25 protein-coding genes are annotated in these 22,724 nt (G+C 51.5%); 18 read left to right on the top strand and 7 right to left on the bottom strand.

Translation table 11 applies throughout. The features are described 5' to 3' along the window. Window positions 1–2: 2 nt before the first annotated feature. The 18 genes from fliS (at window position 3) to fliR (ending at window position 14,030) form a co-directional block, all read left to right on the top strand. A complete protein-coding gene (fliS, locus tag ACLPHM_RS00660; RefSeq protein WP_430219364.1) occupies window positions 3–422 on the top strand; it encodes a flagellar export chaperone FliS in 420 nt (139 codons plus the stop codon). A 49-nt stretch (window positions 423–471) separates the two neighbouring features. After that, window positions 472–810 (top strand): flagellar protein FliT, encoded by a 339-nt coding sequence (locus ACLPHM_RS00655; protein ID WP_430219363.1) that lies wholly within the window; start codon window positions 472–474, stop codon window positions 808–810. Further along, a complete protein-coding gene (fliK, locus tag ACLPHM_RS00650) occupies window positions 807–2,054 on the top strand; it encodes a flagellar hook-length control protein FliK (protein ID WP_430219362.1) in 1,248 nt (415 codons plus the stop codon). The genes ACLPHM_RS00655 and fliK overlap by 4 nt, the downstream gene beginning before the upstream one ends. Further along, window positions 2,044–2,361 (top strand): EscU/YscU/HrcU family type III secretion system export apparatus switch protein, encoded by a 318-nt coding sequence (locus ACLPHM_RS00645; protein WP_430219361.1) that lies wholly within the window; start codon window positions 2,044–2,046, stop codon window positions 2,359–2,361. Before fliK ends, ACLPHM_RS00645 begins: the two co-directional genes overlap by 11 nt. Window positions 2,362–2,481: 120 nt before the next feature. Next, window positions 2,482–2,814 carry a flagellar hook-basal body complex protein FliE gene (gene fliE / locus ACLPHM_RS00640; RefSeq protein ID WP_430219360.1) on the top strand — a complete coding sequence of 111 codons (333 nt, stop codon included), beginning with the start codon at window positions 2,482–2,484 and terminating at the stop codon, window positions 2,812–2,814. A gap of 125 nt (window positions 2,815–2,939) precedes the next feature. Beyond that, window positions 2,940–4,619: a flagellar basal-body MS-ring/collar protein FliF gene (gene fliF, locus ACLPHM_RS00635; RefSeq protein WP_430219359.1), complete on the top strand. Its 1,680-nt coding sequence runs from the start codon at window positions 2,940–2,942 to the stop codon at window positions 4,617–4,619. Then, the gene (fliG, locus tag ACLPHM_RS00630; protein ID WP_430219358.1) at window positions 4,603–5,607 is read left to right on the top strand and encodes a flagellar motor switch protein FliG; all 1,005 of its coding nucleotides are present in this window, start codon (window positions 4,603–4,605) and stop codon (window positions 5,605–5,607) included. The genes fliF and fliG overlap by 17 nt, the downstream gene beginning before the upstream one ends. Further along, window positions 5,600–6,367: a flagellar assembly protein FliH gene (locus ACLPHM_RS00625; RefSeq protein WP_430219357.1), complete on the top strand. Its 768-nt coding sequence runs from the start codon at window positions 5,600–5,602 to the stop codon at window positions 6,365–6,367. The genes fliG and ACLPHM_RS00625 overlap by 8 nt, the downstream gene beginning before the upstream one ends. Beyond that, window positions 6,364–7,812: a flagellar protein export ATPase FliI gene (gene fliI, locus ACLPHM_RS00620; RefSeq protein ID WP_430219356.1), complete on the top strand. Its 1,449-nt coding sequence runs from the start codon at window positions 6,364–6,366 to the stop codon at window positions 7,810–7,812. The genes ACLPHM_RS00625 and fliI overlap by 4 nt, the downstream gene beginning before the upstream one ends. After that, window positions 7,809–8,258, top strand: a complete 450-nt coding sequence (gene fliJ / locus ACLPHM_RS00615) for a flagellar export protein FliJ (RefSeq protein ID WP_430219355.1) — start codon at window positions 7,809–7,811, stop codon at window positions 8,256–8,258. Before fliI ends, fliJ begins: the two co-directional genes overlap by 4 nt. 12 nt (window positions 8,259–8,270) lie before the next feature. Continuing rightward, window positions 8,271–9,545, top strand: coding sequence for a flagellar hook-length control protein FliK (locus tag ACLPHM_RS00610; protein ID WP_430219354.1), 1,275 nt, complete (start codon window positions 8,271–8,273; stop codon window positions 9,543–9,545). A 157-nt stretch (window positions 9,546–9,702) separates the two neighbouring features. After that, window positions 9,703–10,302 carry a flagellar basal body-associated FliL family protein gene (locus ACLPHM_RS00605; RefSeq protein ID WP_430219353.1) on the top strand — a complete coding sequence of 200 codons (600 nt, stop codon included), beginning with the start codon at window positions 9,703–9,705 and terminating at the stop codon, window positions 10,300–10,302. Then, window positions 10,303–11,325, top strand: coding sequence for a flagellar motor switch protein FliM (gene fliM / locus ACLPHM_RS00600; RefSeq protein ID WP_430219352.1), 1,023 nt, complete (start codon window positions 10,303–10,305; stop codon window positions 11,323–11,325). Then, the gene (fliN, locus tag ACLPHM_RS00595; RefSeq protein WP_430219351.1) at window positions 11,306–11,845 is read left to right on the top strand and encodes a flagellar motor switch protein FliN; all 540 of its coding nucleotides are present in this window, start codon (window positions 11,306–11,308) and stop codon (window positions 11,843–11,845) included. The genes fliM and fliN overlap by 20 nt, the downstream gene beginning before the upstream one ends. 5 nt (window positions 11,846–11,850) lie before the next feature. Beyond that, a complete protein-coding gene (locus ACLPHM_RS00590) occupies window positions 11,851–12,171 on the top strand; it encodes a FliO/MopB family protein (protein WP_430219350.1) in 321 nt (106 codons plus the stop codon). A 64-nt stretch (window positions 12,172–12,235) separates the two neighbouring features. Then, window positions 12,236–12,952, top strand: a complete 717-nt coding sequence (gene fliP / locus ACLPHM_RS00585; protein WP_430220728.1) for a flagellar type III secretion system pore protein FliP — start codon at window positions 12,236–12,238, stop codon at window positions 12,950–12,952. A 10-nt stretch (window positions 12,953–12,962) separates the two neighbouring features. Further along, window positions 12,963–13,232: a flagellar biosynthesis protein FliQ gene (gene fliQ, locus ACLPHM_RS00580; RefSeq protein WP_430219349.1), complete on the top strand. Its 270-nt coding sequence runs from the start codon at window positions 12,963–12,965 to the stop codon at window positions 13,230–13,232. A 9-nt stretch (window positions 13,233–13,241) separates the two neighbouring features. After that, window positions 13,242–14,030, top strand: a complete 789-nt coding sequence (gene fliR / locus ACLPHM_RS00575; RefSeq protein WP_430219348.1) for a flagellar biosynthetic protein FliR — start codon at window positions 13,242–13,244, stop codon at window positions 14,028–14,030. A gap of 12 nt (window positions 14,031–14,042) precedes the next feature. Here the strand turns inward: fliR and ACLPHM_RS00570 are convergent, their stop codons facing one another. From ACLPHM_RS00570 to flgJ, 7 genes are all read right to left on the bottom strand, one after another. Further along, window positions 14,043–14,738, bottom strand: coding sequence for a 3'-5' exonuclease (locus tag ACLPHM_RS00570; RefSeq protein WP_430219347.1), 696 nt, complete (start codon window positions 14,736–14,738; stop codon window positions 14,043–14,045). Further along, window positions 14,735–16,660, bottom strand: coding sequence for a DUF294 nucleotidyltransferase-like domain-containing protein (locus ACLPHM_RS00565; RefSeq protein ID WP_430219346.1), 1,926 nt, complete (start codon window positions 16,658–16,660; stop codon window positions 14,735–14,737). The genes ACLPHM_RS00570 and ACLPHM_RS00565 overlap by 4 nt, the downstream gene beginning before the upstream one ends. 170 nt (window positions 16,661–16,830) lie before the next feature. Next, entirely contained in the window at window positions 16,831–17,139 is a 309-nt protein-coding gene (locus ACLPHM_RS00560; protein WP_430219345.1) for a hypothetical protein, read from the bottom strand. 3 nt (window positions 17,140–17,142) lie between these two features. Further along, on the bottom strand, window positions 17,143–18,609 hold the full coding sequence (locus ACLPHM_RS00555; protein ID WP_430219344.1) for a methyl-accepting chemotaxis protein: 1,467 nt from the start codon (window positions 18,607–18,609) through the stop codon (window positions 17,143–17,145). Window positions 18,610–18,674: 65 nt separating this feature from the next. Further along, a complete protein-coding gene (gene flgL / locus ACLPHM_RS00550; RefSeq protein ID WP_430219343.1) occupies window positions 18,675–19,964 on the bottom strand; it encodes a flagellar hook-associated protein FlgL in 1,290 nt (429 codons plus the stop codon). Between the two features lie 26 nt (window positions 19,965–19,990). Beyond that, a complete protein-coding gene (gene flgK / locus ACLPHM_RS00545; RefSeq protein WP_430219342.1) occupies window positions 19,991–21,670 on the bottom strand; it encodes a flagellar hook-associated protein FlgK in 1,680 nt (559 codons plus the stop codon). A 97-nt stretch (window positions 21,671–21,767) separates the two neighbouring features. Further along, a complete protein-coding gene (flgJ, locus tag ACLPHM_RS00540; protein WP_430219341.1) occupies window positions 21,768–22,724 on the bottom strand; it encodes a flagellar assembly peptidoglycan hydrolase FlgJ in 957 nt (318 codons plus the stop codon).

Below are 22,724 nucleotides of genomic sequence, written 5' to 3'. Positions count from 1 at the left end.
TTATGACTTACGCCCCCACTAGACGCGGCTACGGCCAACGCTCGGTACAGACCTATGCCAATATAGGTCTGGAAACAGAAGTTCTTAGCGCTTCCCCAGAACGCCTGATCACTTTATTGTTTCAGGGGGCTAGAGCCGCCATACTTCAAGCCAAACTGCATTTTGAGAAAAACAACATTGCCGAACGAGGCAAGGCTATTTCTAAAGCTATAGACATTGTTGACAGCGGCTTAAAAACGGCCGTAAACACCGAAAAAGGTGGTGAGGTTGCACAAAACCTCATCGCTGCTTACGACATTATTCTGCACCATTTACTACGTGCAAACTTGGATGCTGACCGCACCAAACTCGATACCGCTGACAAGCTACTAGAAGAGCTTGGGCAAGCTTGGGTTACCGCTGTTGATCCACAACGCGCCTAAAGAGGCTACCCCTCTGTTGACAGGCACTTCTACACCGAGCACTACCATCATGAGCACCAACAACCCCACCCTACTGCAACAGTACGAAACTATTGCAAACATCACCAGCAGCATGCTGCAACAAGCACAGCTTAATGCTTGGGATGAGGTGTTTACACTCAGCGAACGCTACATTGAAGCGGTAGATTGCTTGCGCACGATGGATGCGCTAACGAGCAGCGACCGCGAAGCCAGACGCGAACTGCTATCACGCATACTTGAAGACGATGCTCAAATACGCCACCTAGCCACACCTGAACTAAAACGTTTGGATAAGCTTCTAGGCAACATGAAACGCCAACAAAACATTCTACAAACGTACTACCCCAACACCGCTAGTCATCTATGAGCATAGGTGGTCACTCCCCTCTAGGCACTCTACTGATACAGCGTCTAGATGCGGCACTGGGTAATACCCTTGGCCAACAAAGCAACATCAGCTCGGGTGCTAGACCGGATGCCGTCAGCCAAACGCAGCACCCAGAGCGCAATCAACGCAGTGAAAACACGACGTCTCGCCACCCACAGCAAAGCGTGGAGCAGGCCACTCGCCATGCGCAACAAGGCAAACAGCAACAGCTTAAACAAGATGTCAGCCTAAATAGGCAAGCAGCGATAGAATCGCTACTGCGACACACCAGCACTTCAGCAACCAAATCCGCCCCCACCACTCTGGGTAGAGCCGCGCAAACCATTTTGCAAATCATTGATCGCTACCCAGAGGTCAAACAAGGGCTACAGGGACGCCAACCGTTGGTAAACAATGGTGACCTGCGCACCCTACTGCAGGCTGCTCTCTCGCAAGCACGTTCGCATACGGTAAGCTCGCCCCAGGCGCAGCCTTCCCCCTCGTCACCCGCTACCGAACAACCTGCCGCTAGCACACAACTCATGCGCCCAGCCGTTGCTTCTACAACGCTGCTGCAACAGCTAGACACCACAGCATTAGCGCAAACCTTCTTGAAGGGGCTACAGCAAACCGTTCAGCACAGCGGCATGTTCTATGAAGCACAGCTTGCTCGCTTTGCCTTTGGCCAAGGTTCGCTGCATACCCTCACACAGCAACCACAAAACCAGTTAGCTAACGACACGGCACAGAACACATCACAACGCGCACAGCAGGCCAAGCCCGAGACCAGCTCTGCACCTACCGCACACACCAGTGCCACGCTAGCCGCTGCAGATAGTAGCGACTCTCCGCAGGCATTGCTCATACGCCAGCAACTGGAAGTACTGGCCAACCAGCAATTCCAATGGCGCGGTGAGGCGTGGCAAAATGTGCCGCTGGACTGGCTAATTCAACGCAAGCAACAACACGAAGGCTCAGCCAATCACAAACGCACTGTCAGTAGTCAACAATGGGATAGCCATTTACGCATGCAACTGCCCTTGCTAGGCACGGTTGAGGTGGCGTTAACCTTAGTGGATAAACAGCTATCCCTACGCATTACCGCACCAGATGGCCATGACTCCTTAAACGCGCATTTACCTGCCCTACAAGACAGGCTTTCCGCATTAGGCTTCAACCTGCACACGCTTAGCCTACAAGACACCCCATTACCGCCACCCGCCTCTGAGCACCATGACGGATAAAATTTTCTCACCGCCATTGCGCCCTAGCGCCGTCGCCTTACGCTACGATGCGCACGACCCGGCTCCCAAGGTAGTCGCTAAAGGCTACGGCAACATTGCTGAAACCATTATCCAAACTGCCGAAGCAAATGGGCTGCACATACATGAGTCTCGTGAACTCGTCAGTTTACTGATGCAAGTCGATCTGGATGCCCATATTCCGCCGCAGCTTTATCAAGTTGTGGCCGAGCTACTGGCATGGGTCTACAGCATTGAAAACCTAGACATTCAACCCCTCACCCCATCTGACAAAAACCATAAGGCTTGAAAAGCCCACTTTTTTGGCGGTAGATACACCGCTTGCCTTAGTGCGTACACAGGTACAGTAGGCTGTGTAATCGACTCATTATGACAATGGGTTCCGTGCACCACTTTGGACGAGTTTTAAATGTCTACCTCCATGCTTTCCAGCCTAGAGTCTGTCTTGGCAAAAATGCAGGCCCTTAGCGACGTTGCAGGCAATCGCCCTGCCAGCGCCCATCAGGCCAGCTCTACCGAATCCGGTTTTGCAGCCGAACTGTCACGTTCTCTGCAACGCCTGTCAGCCATGCAAAATCAAGCTCAAGATCAAGCCAAAGCGTTTGAGGCCGGTGTACCTGGCATTGCTCTAAACGATGTCATGATTGATATGCAAACCGCTAGCGTTGCTTTCCAAACCACGGTTCAAGTGCGTAACCGCTTAGTCGCGGCTTACCAAGAGATCGCCAGCATGCCGGTATAAGCCCCGACTTTTATCGTTGCATTTATTAATGTCATTCTCGTTTTCATGTTTTTACATGGCCGTATCTACTACTCCCGCACAGTCCTGTCGCGACATCGCGATGCATTAAGATGAGGTAATCTGTCGTGAATCAGGCAGTGCAGATTTTTTCGCGCGTTCCCGGTTTTTCTAAAATCATGGCCCTTCCCCGACCTCTGCAGTTGGGTATTGCTGCTGCCATGATTGCTCTGGTTGCGGTTGCAGCCATGTGGGCTCGCAAACCCGACTACAGTGTGTTGTTCTCTAATTTGGATGATCGCGATGGCGGTGCCATTGTGAACGCACTCACGCAACTCAATATTCCCTATCAGTTCTCAGATAACGGCACCGCTATTCTGGTGCCACAGGCACAAGTACCTGAGGCCCGTATGCAACTGGCCAGCCAAGGGCTGCCTAAAGCCGGCAACGTAGGTTTTGAACTGTTAGACCAATCTCGTTTTGGTGCCAGCCAATTCACCGAGCAAGTGACCTACCAACGCGCACTAGAAGGTGAGCTTGCCAACTCTATTCAAGCTCTACACGCCGTACAAGAAGCTCGTGTGCATTTGGCAATCCCTCGGGAAACGCTGTTTGTGCGTGACCGACAAGAGCCCACCGCCTCGGTACTATTAAGCCTGTACCCCGGTCGCAATTTGGGCGAAGACCAAGTGTCTGCCATCACGTGGTTGGTATCCTCTAGTGTGCCAAACCTGAATGCTCAGAATGTGTCTGTGGTAGACCAAAACGGCAGACTGCTGACCATGCCTGCTGGTGAAGGCGGCATGAATAGCCAACAGCAAAATCTGGTTAACGATATTGAGCACCGCTCTGTACAACGCATTTTGACGCTGCTGAACCCTATTCTGGGCCCTGGCAACGTACGAGCCCAGGTCAGTGCCGACATGGATTTTGCCAAGCGTGAAGAAACCTCGGAAATCTACCGACCTAACCAACGCCCCGGTGAAGCCGCTGTACGCAGCGAGCAAAGCAGCACCTCCATCAACAACAATAGCTTGCCTGCCGAAGGTGTACCGGGCGCACTCAGTAACCAGCCCCCAGTTGATCCTGTAGCCCCGATCATTACGCCTGAAGCGGCTGCTGATGCCACCACAGCAGCAACCCAACAAGACCCTCAGCAAAACAGCTTGCGCAATTTAAACGAGCAAGCCAGAGAGGTCTCTGCTACCGGTAATGCGCGCCGTGACATTACCACCAACTATGAAGTAGACCGCACCATTAGCCACATCAAAGGCCCCAATGGTCAGTTAAAACGCTTGTCAGTTGCTGTAGTGGTGAACTACCGCCTAGACCAAGGCGAACTGGTGGCCTTAGACGAAAACGAATTAGAAAACATTCGTGAGCTTGTTAAGCAAGCCGTGGGCTTTTCTGTAGACCGTGGCGACAGTATCAGCGTAGTAAACAGCCGTTTCAGTGATGTACCCGATACCTCTGTTCCTTTCTGGAAAAACAACGACTATCTAGAGCTAGGCATGTCCCTCATTAAATATCTGTTGTTAGCGGTACTGTTCTTTGTGTTTTGGCGCATTGTGGTCAACCCCATCATCCAAGGGTTTATCCAAGCCTCTGCGCAAGCAGAAGCCCGTCGTGCCGAACAAGAGCAAGACTTGGAGCGCCAGCAATTGGCCCAAGACCGAGCCACTGAAATCAATCGTTATGAAGACAACCTGAGCACCGCACGCTCTATGGCTGAGCAAGACCCACGAGCCGTAGCCATGGTATTGCGCAGTTGGATGAGCAAAGAAAATAAAGATGAAAAGCGCGGATAATAAATTGAGAGAAAGTGCCATCCTCATGATGGCCATAGGCGAAGATGCCGCCGCAGAAGTGTTCAAGTTCCTGAATCCCAAAGAGGTGCAGGAACTGGGCTCCGCTATGGCTAGCCTAAAACAACTGACCCGTGCCGACATGGACTCTATTTTGGAAGAGTTCAGACAAGAAGCCGATCAGTTTATGGCGGTCACGCTGGATTCCAACGAGTACATTCGTTCGGTACTCAATAAAGCACTAGGTACAGACAGAGCCGCAGGCTTAATCGAAGATATCCTAGAGGCCGGCGATGGCGTTAGCAGCGGGATAGATGCACTGAACTGGCTGGATGCCCACAGCGTTGCCGAACTGATTAGCGACGAACACCCTCAGATTATTGCCACCATTTTGGTACATTTGGAGCGTGATCGTGCTGCCGATATTCTGACAGAACTCCCTGAGCGTTTACGTGACGACGTCATTCTGCGTGTTGCAACCTTTGGTGGTGTACAGCCTAATGCTCTGCACGAATTAACCGAAGTGTTAAATGGCATGCTGTCTGGTCAAGGCGCTAAGCGCAGCAAAATGGGTGGTACTCGTACTGCTGCTGAGATTCTGAACTACCTGAGCGCCAGCGACGAAGAGTCGGTGATCAAGAGCTTGCGTGGTATTGATAATGATCTGACCGACCGTATCGTAGAAGAAATGTTTGTCTTCGATAACTTGGCCGACATTGAAGACACCGCCATCCAGCTCATCCTCAAAGAAACAGAAACTGCATCGCTGACCATCGCACTGAAAGGTGCTACCGACGAGCTGCGCGACAAATTCTTCAAAAACATGTCCAACCGCGCCGCCGATATGCTGCGCGAAGATCTGGATGCTCAAGGCCCTGTACGTATGTCCAAGGTGGAACAAGAGCAGAAAGCCATTGTGGAAGTGGCGCGTCGTCTGGCCGAGAGCGGTCAAATCACATTGGGCGGCTTAGGAAGCGACGAGTATGTCTGATCACGCCCCCTCCTCCCCCTACGGTCATTGGCAACGCTGGGAAATGCAGGCGTTTGAGCTACCTGAGCTCGCCGCCAAACAGCGTAAACGCGATGACACGGCCAAGCCTGCCATGCCGGATGTGGCCCAACTCATGGCCGAGATTGAACAACTGCGCCAAGCCGCTGTGCAACGCGGCCACGCAGAAGGCTACCAAGATGGTTACGCAAAAGGCCACGAACAAGGGGTAACTGAGGGGTTAGCGGAAGGCAAACAAAAAGGTCACGCAGAAGGCCTAGCCCAAGGCAAAGAGCAAGGTTTCTCTGAAGGCCAGCATCTGGCCCACCAACAAGCCGAACAATTAAGCACGCTATTAAGCAGTACCCAAAGCCATCTAGAAAACCTGTATGGCGAAATGGGTGAAGCACTACTGAATACCGCCGTGCGCATTGCCAGTCACGTGGTTCAACACTCCTTGGCATCACAACCCGAGCAGCTCCCGCAGCTCATACGTACGCTGTTGGAATCCAACATGGATGACCAAAGCGGTATCACCATTTATGTGAGCCCACGCGATCACGCCTTGGTACACGATTACCTGCAACGACAAGAACACCTACCCTCTTGGCGCGTATTGGACGATGACAGCATCACCGCTGGCGGTTGCCGTGTACGTACCGCGTTGGGCGATATAGATGCCACCTTAGAAACGCGCTGGCATAGAGCTATTCATACGCTGAACCTAGCGACCCCCGAAGCGAGCACACTGGAACTATCATGAGCACGCAGCCAGCCTCCCTTCCCTCTCGCTGGCAAGCCCAACTGCAAAATGCGGTCTTGCGTGTAGAGTCTACCGACCCCTTGTTGTATAGCGGCCGTGTGGTGCGCGCAACCGGATTGGTAATCGAAGCAACGGGGCTGCGTTTACCGGTAGGTTCGGCATGCCGCATTGAACTGTCTTCTGCTCAAGGGCTATGGGCGGATGCCGAAGTGGTGGGGTTTGAAAGCGGCAAACTGTTTCTGATGCCTCAAGGCGATACCGCTGGGTTAACGCCTGGTGCGCGTGTACTGCCTTTAGAGGCCAGCTATGACGCTCCCATTGCGCTGCCTAAAGATGGCCAAACCACACCACCGCCACCACCCGCCATCACTCACCACCTCCCCGTAGGCGATCACTTATTAGGCCGCGTACTGGATGCATCGGGTAGAGCATTAGATGGTTTTGCTGAACCGTCTACCGCAAAAACGGCGAGCCTGCACACTGAGTTGATTAACCCCTTAGCACGAGCCCCCATTGATACAGTGCTAGACGTAGGCGTCAAAGCAATCAACGCCTTACTGACCGTAGGCCGAGGCCAGCGTATGGGGCTTTTTGCAGGCTCAGGGGTAGGTAAAAGTGTGCTGCTAGGCATGATGGCGCGATACACCCAAGCCGATATTATTGTGGTGGGCCTGATTGGTGAACGCGGTAGAGAAGTTAAAGAGTTTATCGAACACAACCTTGGGCCTGAAGGCCTGAAACGTGCTGTTGTGGTTGCCGCTCCAGCTGACGTTTCCCCCTTATTGCGCCTACAAGGCGCGGTGTACGCCACACGTATTGCTGAGTATTTCCGCGATCAAGGCAAACACGTGTTGCTGATCATGGACTCTCTCACGCGTTATGCCATGGCGCAGCGGGAAATTGCCTTGGCCGTCGGCGAGCCACCAGCCACCAAAGGCTACCCCCCATCTGTCTTTGCCAAGCTACCCGCACTGGTGGAACGCGCTGGTAATGGTGCTGTGAACCAACAAGGTAAAGCAGGCTCTATTACCGCGTTCTATACCGTGCTGACCGAAGGCGACGACCAGCAAGACCCTATTGCTGACTCCGCTCGTGCCATTTTGGACGGCCACATTGTGCTATCCAGAAGCCTAGCCGAAACCGGCCACTACCCTGCTATTGATATAGAGGCCTCCATTTCACGCGTGATGTCTGCCGTCGTGCCGCCTGAGCAAATACAGTGCGTGCACCGTTTCAAAGGGCTGATTTCCCGCTATCAACGCAATCATGACCTGATTGCAGTAGGTGCTTACACCAAAGGTAATGACCCAGCCATTGATGAAGCTATAGATCGCTTCCCGTGGTTGGAGAGTTTTCTTAAACAGGACGTTAACGAACAAGTGGATTACAACGACTCCGTTGCCCTGCTACGTACTGTCCTGAACTCCGGGAGCAATAGCCTATGAAACCGCAGCACTCTCTCTCTATGCTAATTGAGCTTAGCGAGCATCGCCGTGACGAGGTCGCTCAACGCTTGGCTGCGCTAAACCAAAGCCATAACGCCGCTCAACAACAGCTCAACATGCTGCATGAATACCGCCAAGACTATGCCCAACGTTTGCTTGAGGCTGGCCAAAATGGTGTTGCCATGTCGAACTACATGAATTTTCAACGCTTCATCGGCACTTTGGATGAAGCCATTCAGCAGCAAAATACTATATTGGGTCAGTTGTCAGAAAAAATCGGCAAAGAACAAGCACTGTGGCTAGAAGAAAAGAAACGCCTACATGCTTATGAAACTTTGCATGCTCGTCGTCAGGCCGAATGGCAGCGTACACAAGCGCGCCAAGAGCAACGCCTAAACGATGAGTTTTCAGCAGCTTTATTCCAGCGTTTACACCCTACCAATTAGTCCGAGGCAGTTATGACTACACAGGCTCTTACTCTGGTTACTCCCGTTCCAGCCAGTGCGCCCCCCACCGCCGCTGCACAACCCAGCGCCGACGCAGATAGTTTTGCGTCGGTATTGGCTTCGCAGCACGAGGGGGCTGACGGCAGCGACACAGCAACGGACGCCGTACTAGCCACACCCGGTCAACTGCCTTTTAACAAACACAAAAACGAGTCAGTCTCTGAGCCATCCTCTCACGCTGACGACGACACCGACTCGGCGTTAAGCCTGATTGCAACGACACTGTTTATTGCAGCGGAGTCCGCCAGCATACAGCAAGGGTTACGCCCTCAACAGGTAGCAACTGAAGGCACAGAACACGGCACATCTGAGCCTCGCAATCTGCTTACTGACACGCTGCTACAAAGCGCCGAAACACGTCTGCATACCGCTGTTCAACCTGCGGCAAAACGTGTCTCTGATCTACGTAGCCCGCAAACCACTACAGCAACAGTGGCAGCACCCGTTATACCTGCTGTACGCAGCACGGACACGTCCCTAGACACTGAGACGGTAGCCATGGCAGACCTGGCTAAACCCGCCACGGTCAAAACAGTATCGGCAGCATCACTACTCAGCACCGCACACGTCGCTGCTAAGCAGGCTAGCAATACAGACACCGTCAAAGCGGTATTAACCTCCTTGCCTGCAGCAACGAACACGCTGCCTAATACACAAGTTGAAACAGCGGTTCATACTCTGGATATTCCTGCTGTTACCACTGCTATCACGAATACCGCGTCGTCTATTACTACAGCCGCCGCCCCAAGTACCTCGCCTGTGCTACAAGCCAGCTTGAATCAGCCGTTAGACTCTGCCTCATGGGGACAGGAATTCAGTAAAACCATGTTGAGCTTCTCAAGACAAGGCGTTCAACATGCTGAACTGCGACTGGACCCACCTGAACTTGGCCCGTTGCGTATCAGCTTAAAGCTCAGTGACAACATTGCCCATGCCTACATCGTATCGGCACATGCCAATGTACGTCAGGCAGTAGAACAAGCGTTGCCACAACTGCAGCAGGCTTTGGCACAAAACGGATTATCTCTGGGTCAGGCCGATGTCAGCGATCAGCCTTCCGATCAAGGTTTTTTCGCTCAGCAACACGATGATGGTTCAGGCACCAACTCTGCATCGTCCAGCCGCTTTGATGATCTCTTACACGGTCGATCCTCTGCCACCACCGAGACCATTGCTCCAGCTGTTCGACGAGCTATACCGGATGCCTTAATTGACACCTTTGCGTAAGGCTCCCCAAACCTAACGCCTTTACTTAGCACACCATAAAGAGTGGATTAAGACGGCAATACCTGCCTTATTCCACTGCATTTGAATTGACCGCCTGGGGCACAATGTCCTAGGGCTTTTTTTGCTGCGACACAGAATTTCGCGCGACATTGTTACTATGGCTACTTCTACTACAGTTCGCTCCAAAAACGCATCCTCATCAGCGACTACTCCCGTTGAGCGACCACGCCGTCGCCCAGCGCGCTCTGGGTTTTCTCGCTTTCTCAAGAACTTGCTTATCGTCGTGCTGATTATTGCAGCCAGCGTGGGAGCAACCTTGTACTACTCGTGGCAACAAGGGGGTATTACCTTTTTTGCCGCGCCTCAGGCCAACGCTACCGAACAAACCGCAGAAGACGAAGAAAAACCAGCGTCTAAACCGGCAGCACCGGCTGTTGCACCCAAACCTATTTTCACCTCGCTTGAGCCTTTCACGGTCACCCTAAATGATGGTCAGCGCTCACGTATTCTCTACACCGCGTTGACGCTGCGTGTAGAAGACGACGAGACCCGTTTGTTGTTAGGTGAATTTATGCCAGTGGTTCGCGACCGCGTGCTCAAAACCCTGTCAGCTCAAAACCCTTTCCATGTGCAAACACCACAAGGCAGAGAAGAGCTGGTGAATGCACTCACAATGGTTTTGAATGCGCCTTACGAACCTAGTTCTGTAAAACCGCGCATCGCTAATGTTTTATTCACCGCTTTTGTGGTCCAGTAAATGTCGTACCAAAGCTTTTTATCACAAGACGAAGTCGATGCCCTGCTGGCGGGTGTCACCGGTGAAGGTGCCGAGAACACCAGCAAAGAACTGCCGTCCAGCGGTGTCAGGCCTTACGACTTAGCGTCGCCCGAGCGTGTCATCCGACATCGCATGCAAACGCTTGAGCTGATCAACGAACGCTTTGCTCGTCGTTTGCGCAGCACTATGCTCAGCTTTATGCGCCGCAATGCAGACATTACTGTTGGCACCATCAAAGTACAAAAATACAGTGACTTTGAGCGTAATTTGCCCGTGCCTAGTAACCTGAACATGGTGAATCTCAAGCCGTTGCGTGGTATTTCACTGTTCACGTTTGACCCCAGCTTGGTGTTCCTGATTATTGATAGCTTATTCGGCGGTCACGGTCGTTACAGCACTCGCGTAGAAGGTAGAGACTTTACCGTCACCGAACAGCGCATCATTCAACGTTTGCTCACGCACACGCTGGAAAACTATTGTGAAGCGTGGGAAAACGTTTACAAGCTTGAGTACGAGTATGTGCGTTCAGAAATGCATACCAAGTTCGCCAGCATTAGCTCTGGTAACGACTTGGTCGTCGTGACATCGTTCAACATTGAGTTTGGCGCACAAGGTGGCAACCTGAATATTTGCCTGCCCTACTCCATGATTGAACCGGTACGCGACTTACTGACGCGCCCTCTGCAAGACACCAGTAGCAGCGCCATTGATCAGCGCTGGACCCAACAACTGACACGCCAAGTACGTAGCGCCGATGTGGAACTAGTTGCGGATTTCCAGAAAATCCATACCTCTATTTCCGCATTGATGCAGCTGCAAGTGGGCGATGTACTCCCTATTGATATCCCCGAACGCATCTTTGCACACGTGGATGGCGTACCCATCATGGAATGCCAATACGGTACTTCCAATGGGCATATGGCACTGCGCGTACAAAAAGTTCTGACCTATACAGAACCTGATTTCCGAAAAGTGAACTTACATGACAGAACCTCAGAATAACAACCCCACACAGCCTGTTTCTTCTGACGACAACACCGAGCTAGACTGGGATGCTGCCATGGCTGAACAACTGGCTGGTCAGAATGACGATAAATCCTCCTCTACCCAAGCGGCTGGTCTGGAAAATCTGAATGATGATTGGGCCTCCGCACTGGCGGAGCAAACGGCTGCCACCTCTACTTCGCCAGAACCAGACAGCGGTGCACCTAACGCGATCTTCCCGCCACTCAGCGGTGCTGGCGGTAGCAGCCACAGCGACATAGACATGATCATGGATATTCCTGTTCAGTTGTCGGTAGAGCTGGGCCGTACACGCCTGACCATCAAAAACATTCTGCAACTGGGGCAGGGCTCGGTTGTAGAGTTGGACGGTCTAGCAGGTGAGCCTATGGATATTTTCGTGAACGGCTACTTGATAGCCCAAGGCGAGGTTGTAGTGGTGGATGAGAAATACGGCATACGTGTGACCGATATCATTACCCCCTCCGACCGTATCCAACGTCTGAATACGCGCAGATAAGCACCATGAACGAAGCCGACCTACTACGAATCAGCACAAGCCTGATTGCAGTCATTCTACTGATCGTAGTGGGTGGGTGGCTGGCCAAACGTACCAAGCTCTTGCGCCCTGCAGGTAAAAAACCCTTAATTACCATACTAGATAAACAGGGTGTAGGGCCTCGTATGCAGGTGTTACTGGTAGAAAGTGAAGGCCAGAAACTACTGCTGGGCGTTACCCCTCAGCAGATCAATTTGTTGCATCGTTTTGAATCCTCCGCTGCGACACCCGAGAGTTTTCAACACCATCTGCAACAACACCAACATGAGCAGAATCCAACCTCTTAATCAGCTGGCTGATCGCCTGCCCTTACGCCGTTCTTGGCTACTTTCGGGCTGCGCTCTGATCGCTATGCTGCTGTATCTGTATCCGCTGGATGTCTGGGCACAAGCCAGCCTACCTGCCTTTACCACTACCCCTACCGACGACGGCGGACAACGGTGGTCATTAAGCCTAGAAACCTTGGCTTTACTGACCATGATGTCGTTCTTGCCAGCCATCCTGTTGTTGATGACAGGCTTCACACGTATTGTGATTGTGCTGGGCTTGTTGCGTAACGCCATGGGTACGGGTAGTGCCCCACCTAATATGGTGTTAATTGGCCTGGCCCTGTTCCTGACCTTCTTTACGATGGGGCCCGTGTTTGAGCAAATACACGAAGAAGCCTATGCCCCGCTCTCCCGTGCCGAGATCTCCTTTCCTGAAGCGTTAGAGCGCGGTAGTCAGCCCCTGAAAACCTTCATGCTGCACCAAACACGTGAAACCGATCTACAACTGTTTAGCGAAATGGCAGGGGTCAGCAATCTGGAATCCCCCGCAGATGTGCCGCTGCGTGTCTTAGCGCCAGCATTTATCACCAGTGAACTGAAAACGGCTTTTCAGATAGGCTTCACAATTTTCATCCCCTTTCTCATCATAGACTTGGTGATTGCCAGTGTACTGATGTCACTAGGGATGATGATGGTGCCGCCAGTCACCATTTCGCTACCGTTTAAGCTCATGCTTTTTGTGTTAGCAGACGGGTGGAACTTGTTGCTGGGCTCCTTAGCGCGCAGCTTCTATATTTGAGGTAAAGAGCATGACCGCTGAAACCGTCATGACCATGACCTACATGGCACTGAAAATAGCGCTGACCATTGCAGGCCCACTACTGCTGGTCACGCTAACCGTAGGTTTGGCCATCAGTATTTTCCAAGCCGCTACACAGATCAATGAGATGACACTGTCATTCATTCCTAAGCTGTTGGCCGTAGGCGTTACCATTGTGCTGTTAGGCCCTTGGCTAATCAGCACCTTGGTGGACTACATACAAAACCTGTTCTCCTCTATTCCAGGCTTGGTGCAGTAGCTCTTCTACATGATCCAGTTCACCACTGAACAAGCCTACCTTTGGCTTAATAGCTTCATCTGGCCTTTCTTTAGGCTGTTAGGGCTAGTTGCCACAGCACCGCTGTTCAGTGAGTCAGCCGTTCCCAAAAAAGTAAAAGTAGGCTTGGCAGCGCTAATGGCGATAGTCATTGCACCTAGCTTACCTGACATGCCTACACTGCCTACAGGCTCCTACCCGGCTTTGCTGCTAGGCGTACAGCAGGTCTTAATAGGCGTCGCCCTAGGCTTGATCATGCGTATTGTGTTTGCTGCCGTGCAGACTGCTGGGGAGTTCATCGGCCTGCAAATGGGCTTATCCTTTGCTTCGTTTTTTGATCCCGCCACAGGCTCCAACACGGCTGTACTATCGCGCATTCTCAACCTGGTCGCCATGCTCGTGTTTTTAGCGCTCAACGGCCACCTCATCATGCTGCAAGTGCTGTTTAGAACCTTTGAGATCTTGCCCATACAACCGGGTAGCCTGAACAGCAACGGCTGGGGGGTGCTTTTAGAGTGGAGTGCCCAGCTTATGATTAGCGGCTTACTGCTGGCTCTGCCACTGATTATTGTGTTGCTGACGATTAACTTAGCCTTTGGGATTTTGAATCGTACTGCGCAGCAACTTACTGTCTTTGCGGTGGGCTTCCCTATTAGCTTGTTAGTGGGGTTATCGCTGCTAACTGTGGTAGTCCCGCAGATCACGCCCTTCTTAATGCGCTTTTTTGACTCTGGTTACAGCGCCATGCTGCGTATGGCCAGAGGCTTGGCTGGTTTCTAAGCCTCTATTCATTTAATAGCCACGCTTTTTTTGTTGTTGCAGGCGTAGCTGCCGCACTTCACCCCACGTCGTTAATCCTAGTTGAGACGCTTTACGCAACGCGATCAGCAGTAGCTCTGCTGTGACCATGGCATCACCTAATGCGTTATGACGCTCTATACCTTGCAATGCGAAGTGCTCCACCCAGTCATCCAAACTATGCTGAGTACTGGCTTTATCAGGAAATAGTGCCGGCAAATATTCGGCTACATTCAGGCTCTGTGGCTCATATGGCCACTGCAGCACCGACTCAAACGCCTGCTGCAATAACAAGGCATCAAACCCCGCATGAAAGCCTACCCATACGCTCTGCTGCCCCTGCTCACAGAGCGCCTGCAATACTTCTGCCGTGTTATCACCCTGCTCTAGCGCCGTAGGCGACAACCCATGAATCAACATGGCGTCCTCTTGCAACGTACCGGTATGCTGCAGCACGTGATAAAAAGCCTCGCTATAACAGAGTGACTGCTCTACGACTGTGATCGCCCCTACCGACAAAATACGGTTGTTTTTGCGCTGTAAGCCATCAGACTCTAGATCCAACACAAAATACCGTGTGCCTAGCAAAGGCTGCTCCCACGGACTTAGCCAAGGTAGCGGCACATCCGGTGCCGTCTCTGCCTTTTTCAAATAACGCTGTAAGAATTTTTTAACGCGTGTGGTGGTCATTTTTCTAGTGCTTCACGCAATGGCATAATCTGGCGCAATGCCTCACGGAACAGCCGCCTCTCCAGTGGTGAGAGCTTGCTGGACTTCTCTGGCTCAAATTTGTTTTTTTGTTCTTGTTGATGCTTAAGCAAGTGCAAGTAATTAAACGCTTGGCGTAGCGCATGCGCCGACACCATAGGAATCTCTTGATGCTGCACCAAACAGCTAAGTCGTTTTAACGTATTGGTATCGCTACAGCCTTGTTCCAGCGCTAACACACGCACCGCTTGTGTTAGTACACGCAAACCCTGTTTACGAAAATCCTGGTCTGCCACCACGAATTGTTCGCTTTCCAAAAACCGCTGCAACTGCTCAGCCGACGGTAATCTGTAGCGCAATACGGTTTTCTTTAATCGTCGCAGTGCGTCTCCGTGCTCTTGCAAACGTTGCAACCACAAACTATGCCAGCGCTCCCACGCTACGCCACTGCCCCACACACAACGCTGATCCAACAACGATTGCTGTTTGGATAAGTCTCTGGCCGAACCCGTCTCTATCCACGTTTGCATATGTTGCTGCCAGTCTTGCACTGACTGGCAGTACTCGGCATGGCTAGCCAGCTTTTCACTTTGGCATAACTGCATACCACAGCGCTGCAATACCTCTACCACTTGCGCCGCTAAGGGCAATAGTTTTTGTTGCTTCTCTAGGCTCTGTGCGGCATTCTCGGCATCAAATACGATGCCACTTTGCTGCTTACTAAATAGCCACTGCTCTCCCCTCGCGCCCGCCCCAAACACGATCCAATCAAAGGGGAAATCCACAGCAGGATGATCCGGTAAGCACAGAGCAATTGCTCGGCTAATACAGTGATCACGTAGCCCACTAATGAGTTCCATTAACTGTATAGCATCAGCGCCATGCGCTTGCATTGTCGTCAGCACCGGCTGCACGCTGCGATACACCGATACCAACTCATCCACCGTGGCAGCATGGTATAGCCTGCGCGATACACTGACCAAATCCACCCGCTGCAACGCAAACACATCGCGTTCGGACACTACACCATATAACCGGCCATCCTCGATGATGCAGACGTGCCCTATCCGGTGTTTAGCCATGATCAAGGCCACATCAAACACCGTGGCTTCCAAACCCAGAGAAACTAACTGGGTGCTCATCACCTGCGCTACAGGCTGCTCTAGGCTACCGCCTTGTGCCACGATTCTACGCAAATCACGCAGGGTAAAAATACCCGTAGGCTGTTGGCCTTCCATGACCACAATGCTACTAATACCCTGCTCATGCATGTGGCGCACTACGTCGCGTAGCGACAATTCAGGAGTACAGGTAATGGGTTCGCGGGACAACAATGTATCAAGTGGTGCATTAAGGTTCGCACCTACCGCATTACGTTCGTAAGCACTGGTACGCGTTTGTTCGTACAACTGCCCAAATAAGCTGCTCACGCCCTTAAAAACAAAATGACGTAAGCTTTCTGACTGGTGTAGCACGTGCAGAAAATCGGTTTTGTCTATCTGCACACAGAACACATCTTCGGCCGCCACATACAAACGGCTGGTAGGTCGCTCTCCCATGAGTGCTCCCAACGGAAAGCAGTCTGCCACCCCCAACATGCCTATCACCTGCTTTTCAGAGCATTGCCCTGCCGCATCCGACTCCACACTGGCGATACGGACCATCCCCTGACGTACTATCCATAAACGCTCGCACATGCCCTGAGCGGGCGAGGCTATTACATCGCCTTGCGCATAAAACACCAGTTGCCCACGTTTTAACAACTGCAGCATTTCTTCTGCCGACAAACTGTTAAAAGGGGGATACTGCTTAAAAAGCTGTATTAGCGACTGCAGCCCTTGACGCACAGCCTCTTGGCCAGTGGTCAGTACAGCAGAGGGCTTGGATACAAAAAGAGAACACATAGCGTAATCTGCCTAGGGAGTAAACGTGGAAGTCATGGACTATCCACCTATGCGTACCCTAGCATAAAAGCTGTTTTTCCACGATGAACCTAAAGTCGTAGAGGCACAGCAGTCCCAATAAAAAAGCACGCAGAATAGGCGTGCTTTTTGCTATGTGTATAACGGGTTTACTAGCTGGTAGAACGGCGCAATATCTGGCGTAACACCTGATCTGGACCGAACTCTAACCAGAGGTCACGTTCCATATAAATCGCATCAGGCACCAACGCACGGCTGGAGTGCCAGACTTGTATAGAGCCACCGTCAGGTTGAGGGTACACCGTCACCGGCGCAGCCCCTAACCCTAAACGTGCATCGGCTACCGTGGTTACGCCAGGCTCTAACCATGCCGTATTACTGTTATACGCATTACCTGTGCTGTAACAAGCTACCAGCATCAGCGTTAACGCCACTAAAGATGCACGCCACAACGATTTCACGTTTTAGAACTCCACCCAATCATCGTCACTGTTTTGCGCTTTTTTAGTACCGCTCAAATCAGGACGCAATAAGGTCATATCGTTAGCGGCTGCACTGCTGCTTTTCTTAGGCAAGCCAGAGGTAGCACCGTTGTGTGCTGCCGCTGCACTGCTAGCTGCGCGAGCAGAAGTTAGCTGTTTACCTGCAGTACCCGTTGCTGCTGCAGAACGGTGTTCGGTATTGCTCTGTACCTTTCTAGCCTGCTTTGCGCGCACTTGGCGAGCCGCAATATCAATCACTTCGGACTCAGGCAATCTGAAACTGGTCACGGCGTCTTGCACATGTTTAAGCTCTGCATTCAACGTGGTCGCGGCTCTGGCGGTTTGCTCTACCAAGCGTGAGTTGTATTGTGTGGCCTCATCCATCTGGCCCACAGCACGGTTGATCTGATCAATACCGGACGACTGCTCAATCGTTGCCGCTGTGATTTCACCCATGATGTCAGTCACGCGTTTCACCGAATCCACAATTTCTTGCATGGTCGCACCAGCACGCTCTACCTGACCGGAACCTTCGCTGACTTTGGATACGGAGTCATCAATCAATGCCGTAATTTCACGGGCGGCTTGTGCGCTACGCTGTGCCAATGCACGAACCTCAGAAGCTACGACAGCAAACCCTCTACCTTGCTCACCTGCACGCGCTGCTTCTACCGCCGCATTCAGCGCCAAGATGTTCGTTTGGAACGCAATGCTATCAATCACACCCACGATATCCGCAATTTTGCTGGAGCTAGCAGAAATGCCTTGCATCGTAGCCACCACTTCACCTACTGCTTTACCACCACGTTGCGCGACGTCGGATGCTGTAGCAGCCAGTTGGTTTGCTTGGTGAGCGTTATCAGCATTCTGACGTACTGTACCTGCAAGTTGCCCCATGCTGGCTGCGGTTTGTTGCAAAGCGGCGGCTTGGTCACTGGTGCGATCACTCAGATTACGGTTGCCGTCCGCAATGTCTATAGAGCCAGCACTGATCTCATCCATACCGTTACGTACAGCGCTCACCATACGAATCAACGCGTCTTGCAATCTACGCAGGGCCGAAAACATGCTGCCCATTTCGTTATCGGTTTTCACCACTACACGTTGGCTCAAATCGCCAGCAGCCATGCTTTCAAAATGCTGCATCACTTGGTGCAAAGGACGAACCACCCGCACGGATAAATACTGGTACATCAAGATTGCGAGAATGACGGTTAACACGCCAAAGCCAATAGCCCAGTACATGCTCACCTGGTACAGGCCTTCCGCTTGCTGCAAATGTGTTTTCAGGGCGGATGCATTCACGCTACCGCCTGCCAACTGCTGTAAAGCAGCCAGACTTTGTGCATGAAAATACAGCCCCAGTATGGCAATCAGTAATGCTGACAAGAACAGCCCTGCCAGCAAAACGGTAGCACCCGTTTTGATTTTAATATTTTTGAATAACATCTGCGTTTACCCAGTTTAGATAGTCAACTGCCACTACGAACCAACACACTGATGACGATAAGTAATTAGCCTGCTCTCATCGCCAACAAACTTGCACCTTGGATTTTTTTGAAAGCCAACACAGCCGCTTCCAATGCCGCACTACGTTGTTCCAACTGTGAAGAGGCGGTGTAGTAATCCAGATCTTCGATACGAATCAACTCTTTGCTTAAGTGCAAAGCTTGCAAGGTACCGTTGTCATTCAACGCCGCGATCTCATTCATACGCCCCCCTACCGAGGCACGTACTGTCAAAATATTGTCGTAGTTAATATCCAAACGCTGCATGGCACCATTTAGCTGGTTACGCAACGCAGCCTGCGCGACGGGATCGCCTGATGAGGGTTGCTCTAGCACATTAATCAAATCGCTCAATGTGTTAAACAGGTTTACATCCGTTTTATCGTAATCGCCACGTGCAGTGGCTGTTGCGCGCTCTACGCTAAAGCTATCGCCGGCAACTGGATTACCGGCAAAAAATATGCTGATGCCCGAGTCATCGTTGCCAGCTGGCAGATTAATGATAGTTTCGCCTTTTTCATTGACGGTATACGCCTGCGGATCAGACACCACCGTCGTAATAGACCCATCATCCTCAAGGTATTTGGCCTCTACTTCATAGGTATCACTATCCGTGAATCGCACCTCAAAGCTCATCATATTTTGAGCGGCTTTAGGATTCACAATGCTAGGCTGAGCAATTACGCCTGTACCACCGTTAGTAGACGCTGCACCGGTAATAAATGCATTAGCACCAGGTGTCACGCGAGAGAACACATCTACACCGTGATTGCTAGTAGGTAGCTGACGAGTCTGGTCTACTTGTACCAAACGTTCTACTTCGTCGCCATGGTAGGTAACAGAAGTGCCGTCATACACATAAGGAGCCACATTGCCTTGGCTGCCAGAAAACAAATACTGACCTGCCGCGTCTTTGCTGTTTGCCAAGCCCAACAAAGACTCCATGCTATCGCGCAACACGTTGGCTAATGTAGAGCGGTCAGCATCCGACATGGTGCCGTTACCCACTTCCACCAAACGTGTTTTTACATCACGCACCTGCGATGTTAACGAGTTCAGAATATTTTCTTCTTCGTTCAACATACGAGTTGCCACATGGCGGTTTTCTGCAAAGCGTTTATTCATACTTTGCGCTTGCGCCAAGGTAATACTTTGTGCCGCTGCCAACGGATCATCCGCGGGTGACAACGAGCGTTTCCCACTGCCAATTTGCTGGAAGATTTCCATCAACTGTGATTGCTGACGGTTAACGGAATTCAAGCCTGTCTGAAAATACAGATTAGTGCTGATACGCATAAGTGTTTTCCTGTTAAGACAGCGGGTTAGTTACGCAAACCCAGCAAAGTATCAAACATGTTCGAGCTCACCTCGATCATGCGTGAAGCGGCACGATACTGTTGCAAGAACTTGTCTAGGTTCAGTACTTCCTCGTCTTCGTTTACGCCGGAAATACGCTGTTGCGATGCATAGTTTTGTTGAATCAAGTTCGCTTGTGCTTTAGCGGCCGTTGCATTTTGCTGTGCTTGCACCGCCACTTTATTCACCAACTGGCCATACGCTTCGTTAAAGCTCAATGAGCCATTACCCAAGGTGCGCGTTTCTTGTAGCTCGGCCAATTTCAACGCGATATCACCGTTAGCAGAACCCAATGGGTTGCCATCTTTGTCTTTGCCGGCAGCGGCCACTTTAGCGGGATCATCCAACACCAACTCAAGACGAGCGGCGGCATCACGTGTAGGCTGTACCAACCAACTATCACCGTCTACGGCAGAGGCAGCGCCATCAAACTTGAACGTCACACCATCAATCTCAAAGCCGTTTTCAGCTTCGGCTGGCGTAAGCACCTTGACTGGGCCATTAGGCAGCGTTTTTACGCTGTATTCACCATTGCGAAACTCAATCTGGTAATCCGAACCGGTCAATTTATTCGCATCGGCTAACGAGATATTCAAATCAGGGGCGGGCGACACACCGCTTTTGTTACTAGGGATAGGTTTACCCAATTCGACACGGAAGAACTCGCCACCGGCCTCACCAGACAAATCAAAACCTTCTGCATGCACAGCATTGATAGCACTGCTAATACCTACCGCCAAACGACCCAAATAGTTTTGGGTTGCGTCCAACGACTCGCTACGGTATCTCAATAAGCCGCCCAATTGGCCGCCTTTGAAATTGCTATCCTGCAACTGCACCGTTTTACCTACCCCATCTTCAAATGCAGCGGTGTAGGCCACTACTACTTTAGAGGGATCGCTGTTAGAGGTTTGTGCTTGCAGAGGGAACACTTGGCTACCACCCAGCAACACCTGGCCATTGCTCAATGTCAAATTGAACACGCCATCTTGCTCAATCACTTTCACGTCTACCAACTGGTTCAATTCCATCACCAGTTGTTCACGCTGATCCAGCAAATCGTTAGGACTGTGATCAGGCGTAGCCGCTTTGGCTGCCGTGATCTGTTGATTCATATCGTGAATACGTTCTACATAGCTATTCACTTGCGCAACCGTAGTACGCACCTGCGTATTGATGTTCTCGCGCTGCGCTTTCAATGAGCTTTGTGCATCATTGAACTGCGTGACCAAGCTTTGCGCTCTACCCAACAGCTCTTGTCTGGCATCGGGGTCGCTAGGACTGGATGCCACGGCATTCATAGCATCAAAGAAATTCTGAATAGCAGGACTAATCCCCACAGTACGGTCGCCAAACAGGTTATTCACCTGAGCGATCTCGTTACCGTAAGTGATCAGTGACGCGCCTGCACTTTGCGACTGTACCAACTGGTTCCAGACAAACGAGTCGTACGCACGCTGCACCGTAACGGCTTGCACACCGCGCCCCACATAGCCCGCCCCTATGTTCTGAGCGCCCGCTGTTTGGGACAACACCGTTTGACGGTTATAACCCTCAACTTTAGAGTTGCTGATGTTATGGCCGGTTATCTGAAGATTTTGCTGTGCGTTTTGCAGAGCAGACAAACCGAGGCGGGATAAATTCATAACAAATTCCGTTTTTGAGAAAGCGCTGCCAACCATGGCAACGCAAACACGATCAATGGACTATTAACGGGCTACAGCAGCGAATCTTTAGGGGAAGTTAACGACTTCCCGCATCAAAATACGCCATGATTTTTATCAGCTTTTGTGCATAGTTAGGATCGGTGGCATAGCCAGCATCTTGCACACGCTGCGCAGCTTCTTGAGGTGTAGCTGCTTGCATGACCGACTCATAACGTGGGCTGGTACTAATCAAGCGTGCGTAGTCGGCCAACGAATCCTCATACGAGTCATAGGCACGAAACGGCTGTTTTACTTTTCTGTACTCACCGTTCTCAAACTCAGTGGTCATGATATGAGCCACTTTGCCTGTCCAACTCTTACCCGCTTTAATACCAAACAGGTTATGCGTGCTTTGCCCATTCTCATGCAGAATTTCACGCTTACCCCAGCCTGATTCCAATGCGGCTTGGCTAAGCAGCAGCTTCATAGGCACACCACTTTTTTCTGCCACGGCCTCAGCGGCAGCATGCATCTTCCCAACGAAGTTACGCACATGCTCGGGCGCACCTCGTACGGCGGAATACACCTGATCCAAGCTACCTTTAGCACTTAACTTACGGATTAACGCACTAATAGAAGGCGCATCCACATTACGTGCCATGCCTTGATCTCTATTGGCTAACCCTTGCTGCCACGTATTGGAGTCAGGTTGACCCATCCCCGCATCACCACCCTGCATCTGGCGTATCAACGCTTCTGCCAACCCTATACCGGGGTTTGCCAATTGCAACGATAACTGCTCATCCCCCATGCTCTGTGTCATGCGTACTTGTTCACTATCGAACAACCCATTACCGCTGGCATTAGCACGCGCCTGTTTGAGCAACTGCTGTATGAACAAGGCCTCAAACTGCTGAGCAATTTGCTGTTGCTCGGCAGTACCGCCTTTATTGTCTTGAGCATTACGTTTCAGTTGTGCCAATTGCTCGGCATCAAACATAGAAACGGGTTGTTCTGCACCTGAACCAGGACGGGGATAGTAATGGATACTCAT

This window comes from Paenalcaligenes sp. Me131, from assembly GCF_050487225.1.
In the GTDB taxonomy this organism is placed as follows: Bacteria; Pseudomonadota; Gammaproteobacteria; order Burkholderiales; family Burkholderiaceae_B; genus Paenalcaligenes.
This window is presented reverse-complemented; position numbering and strand designations above follow the sequence as displayed.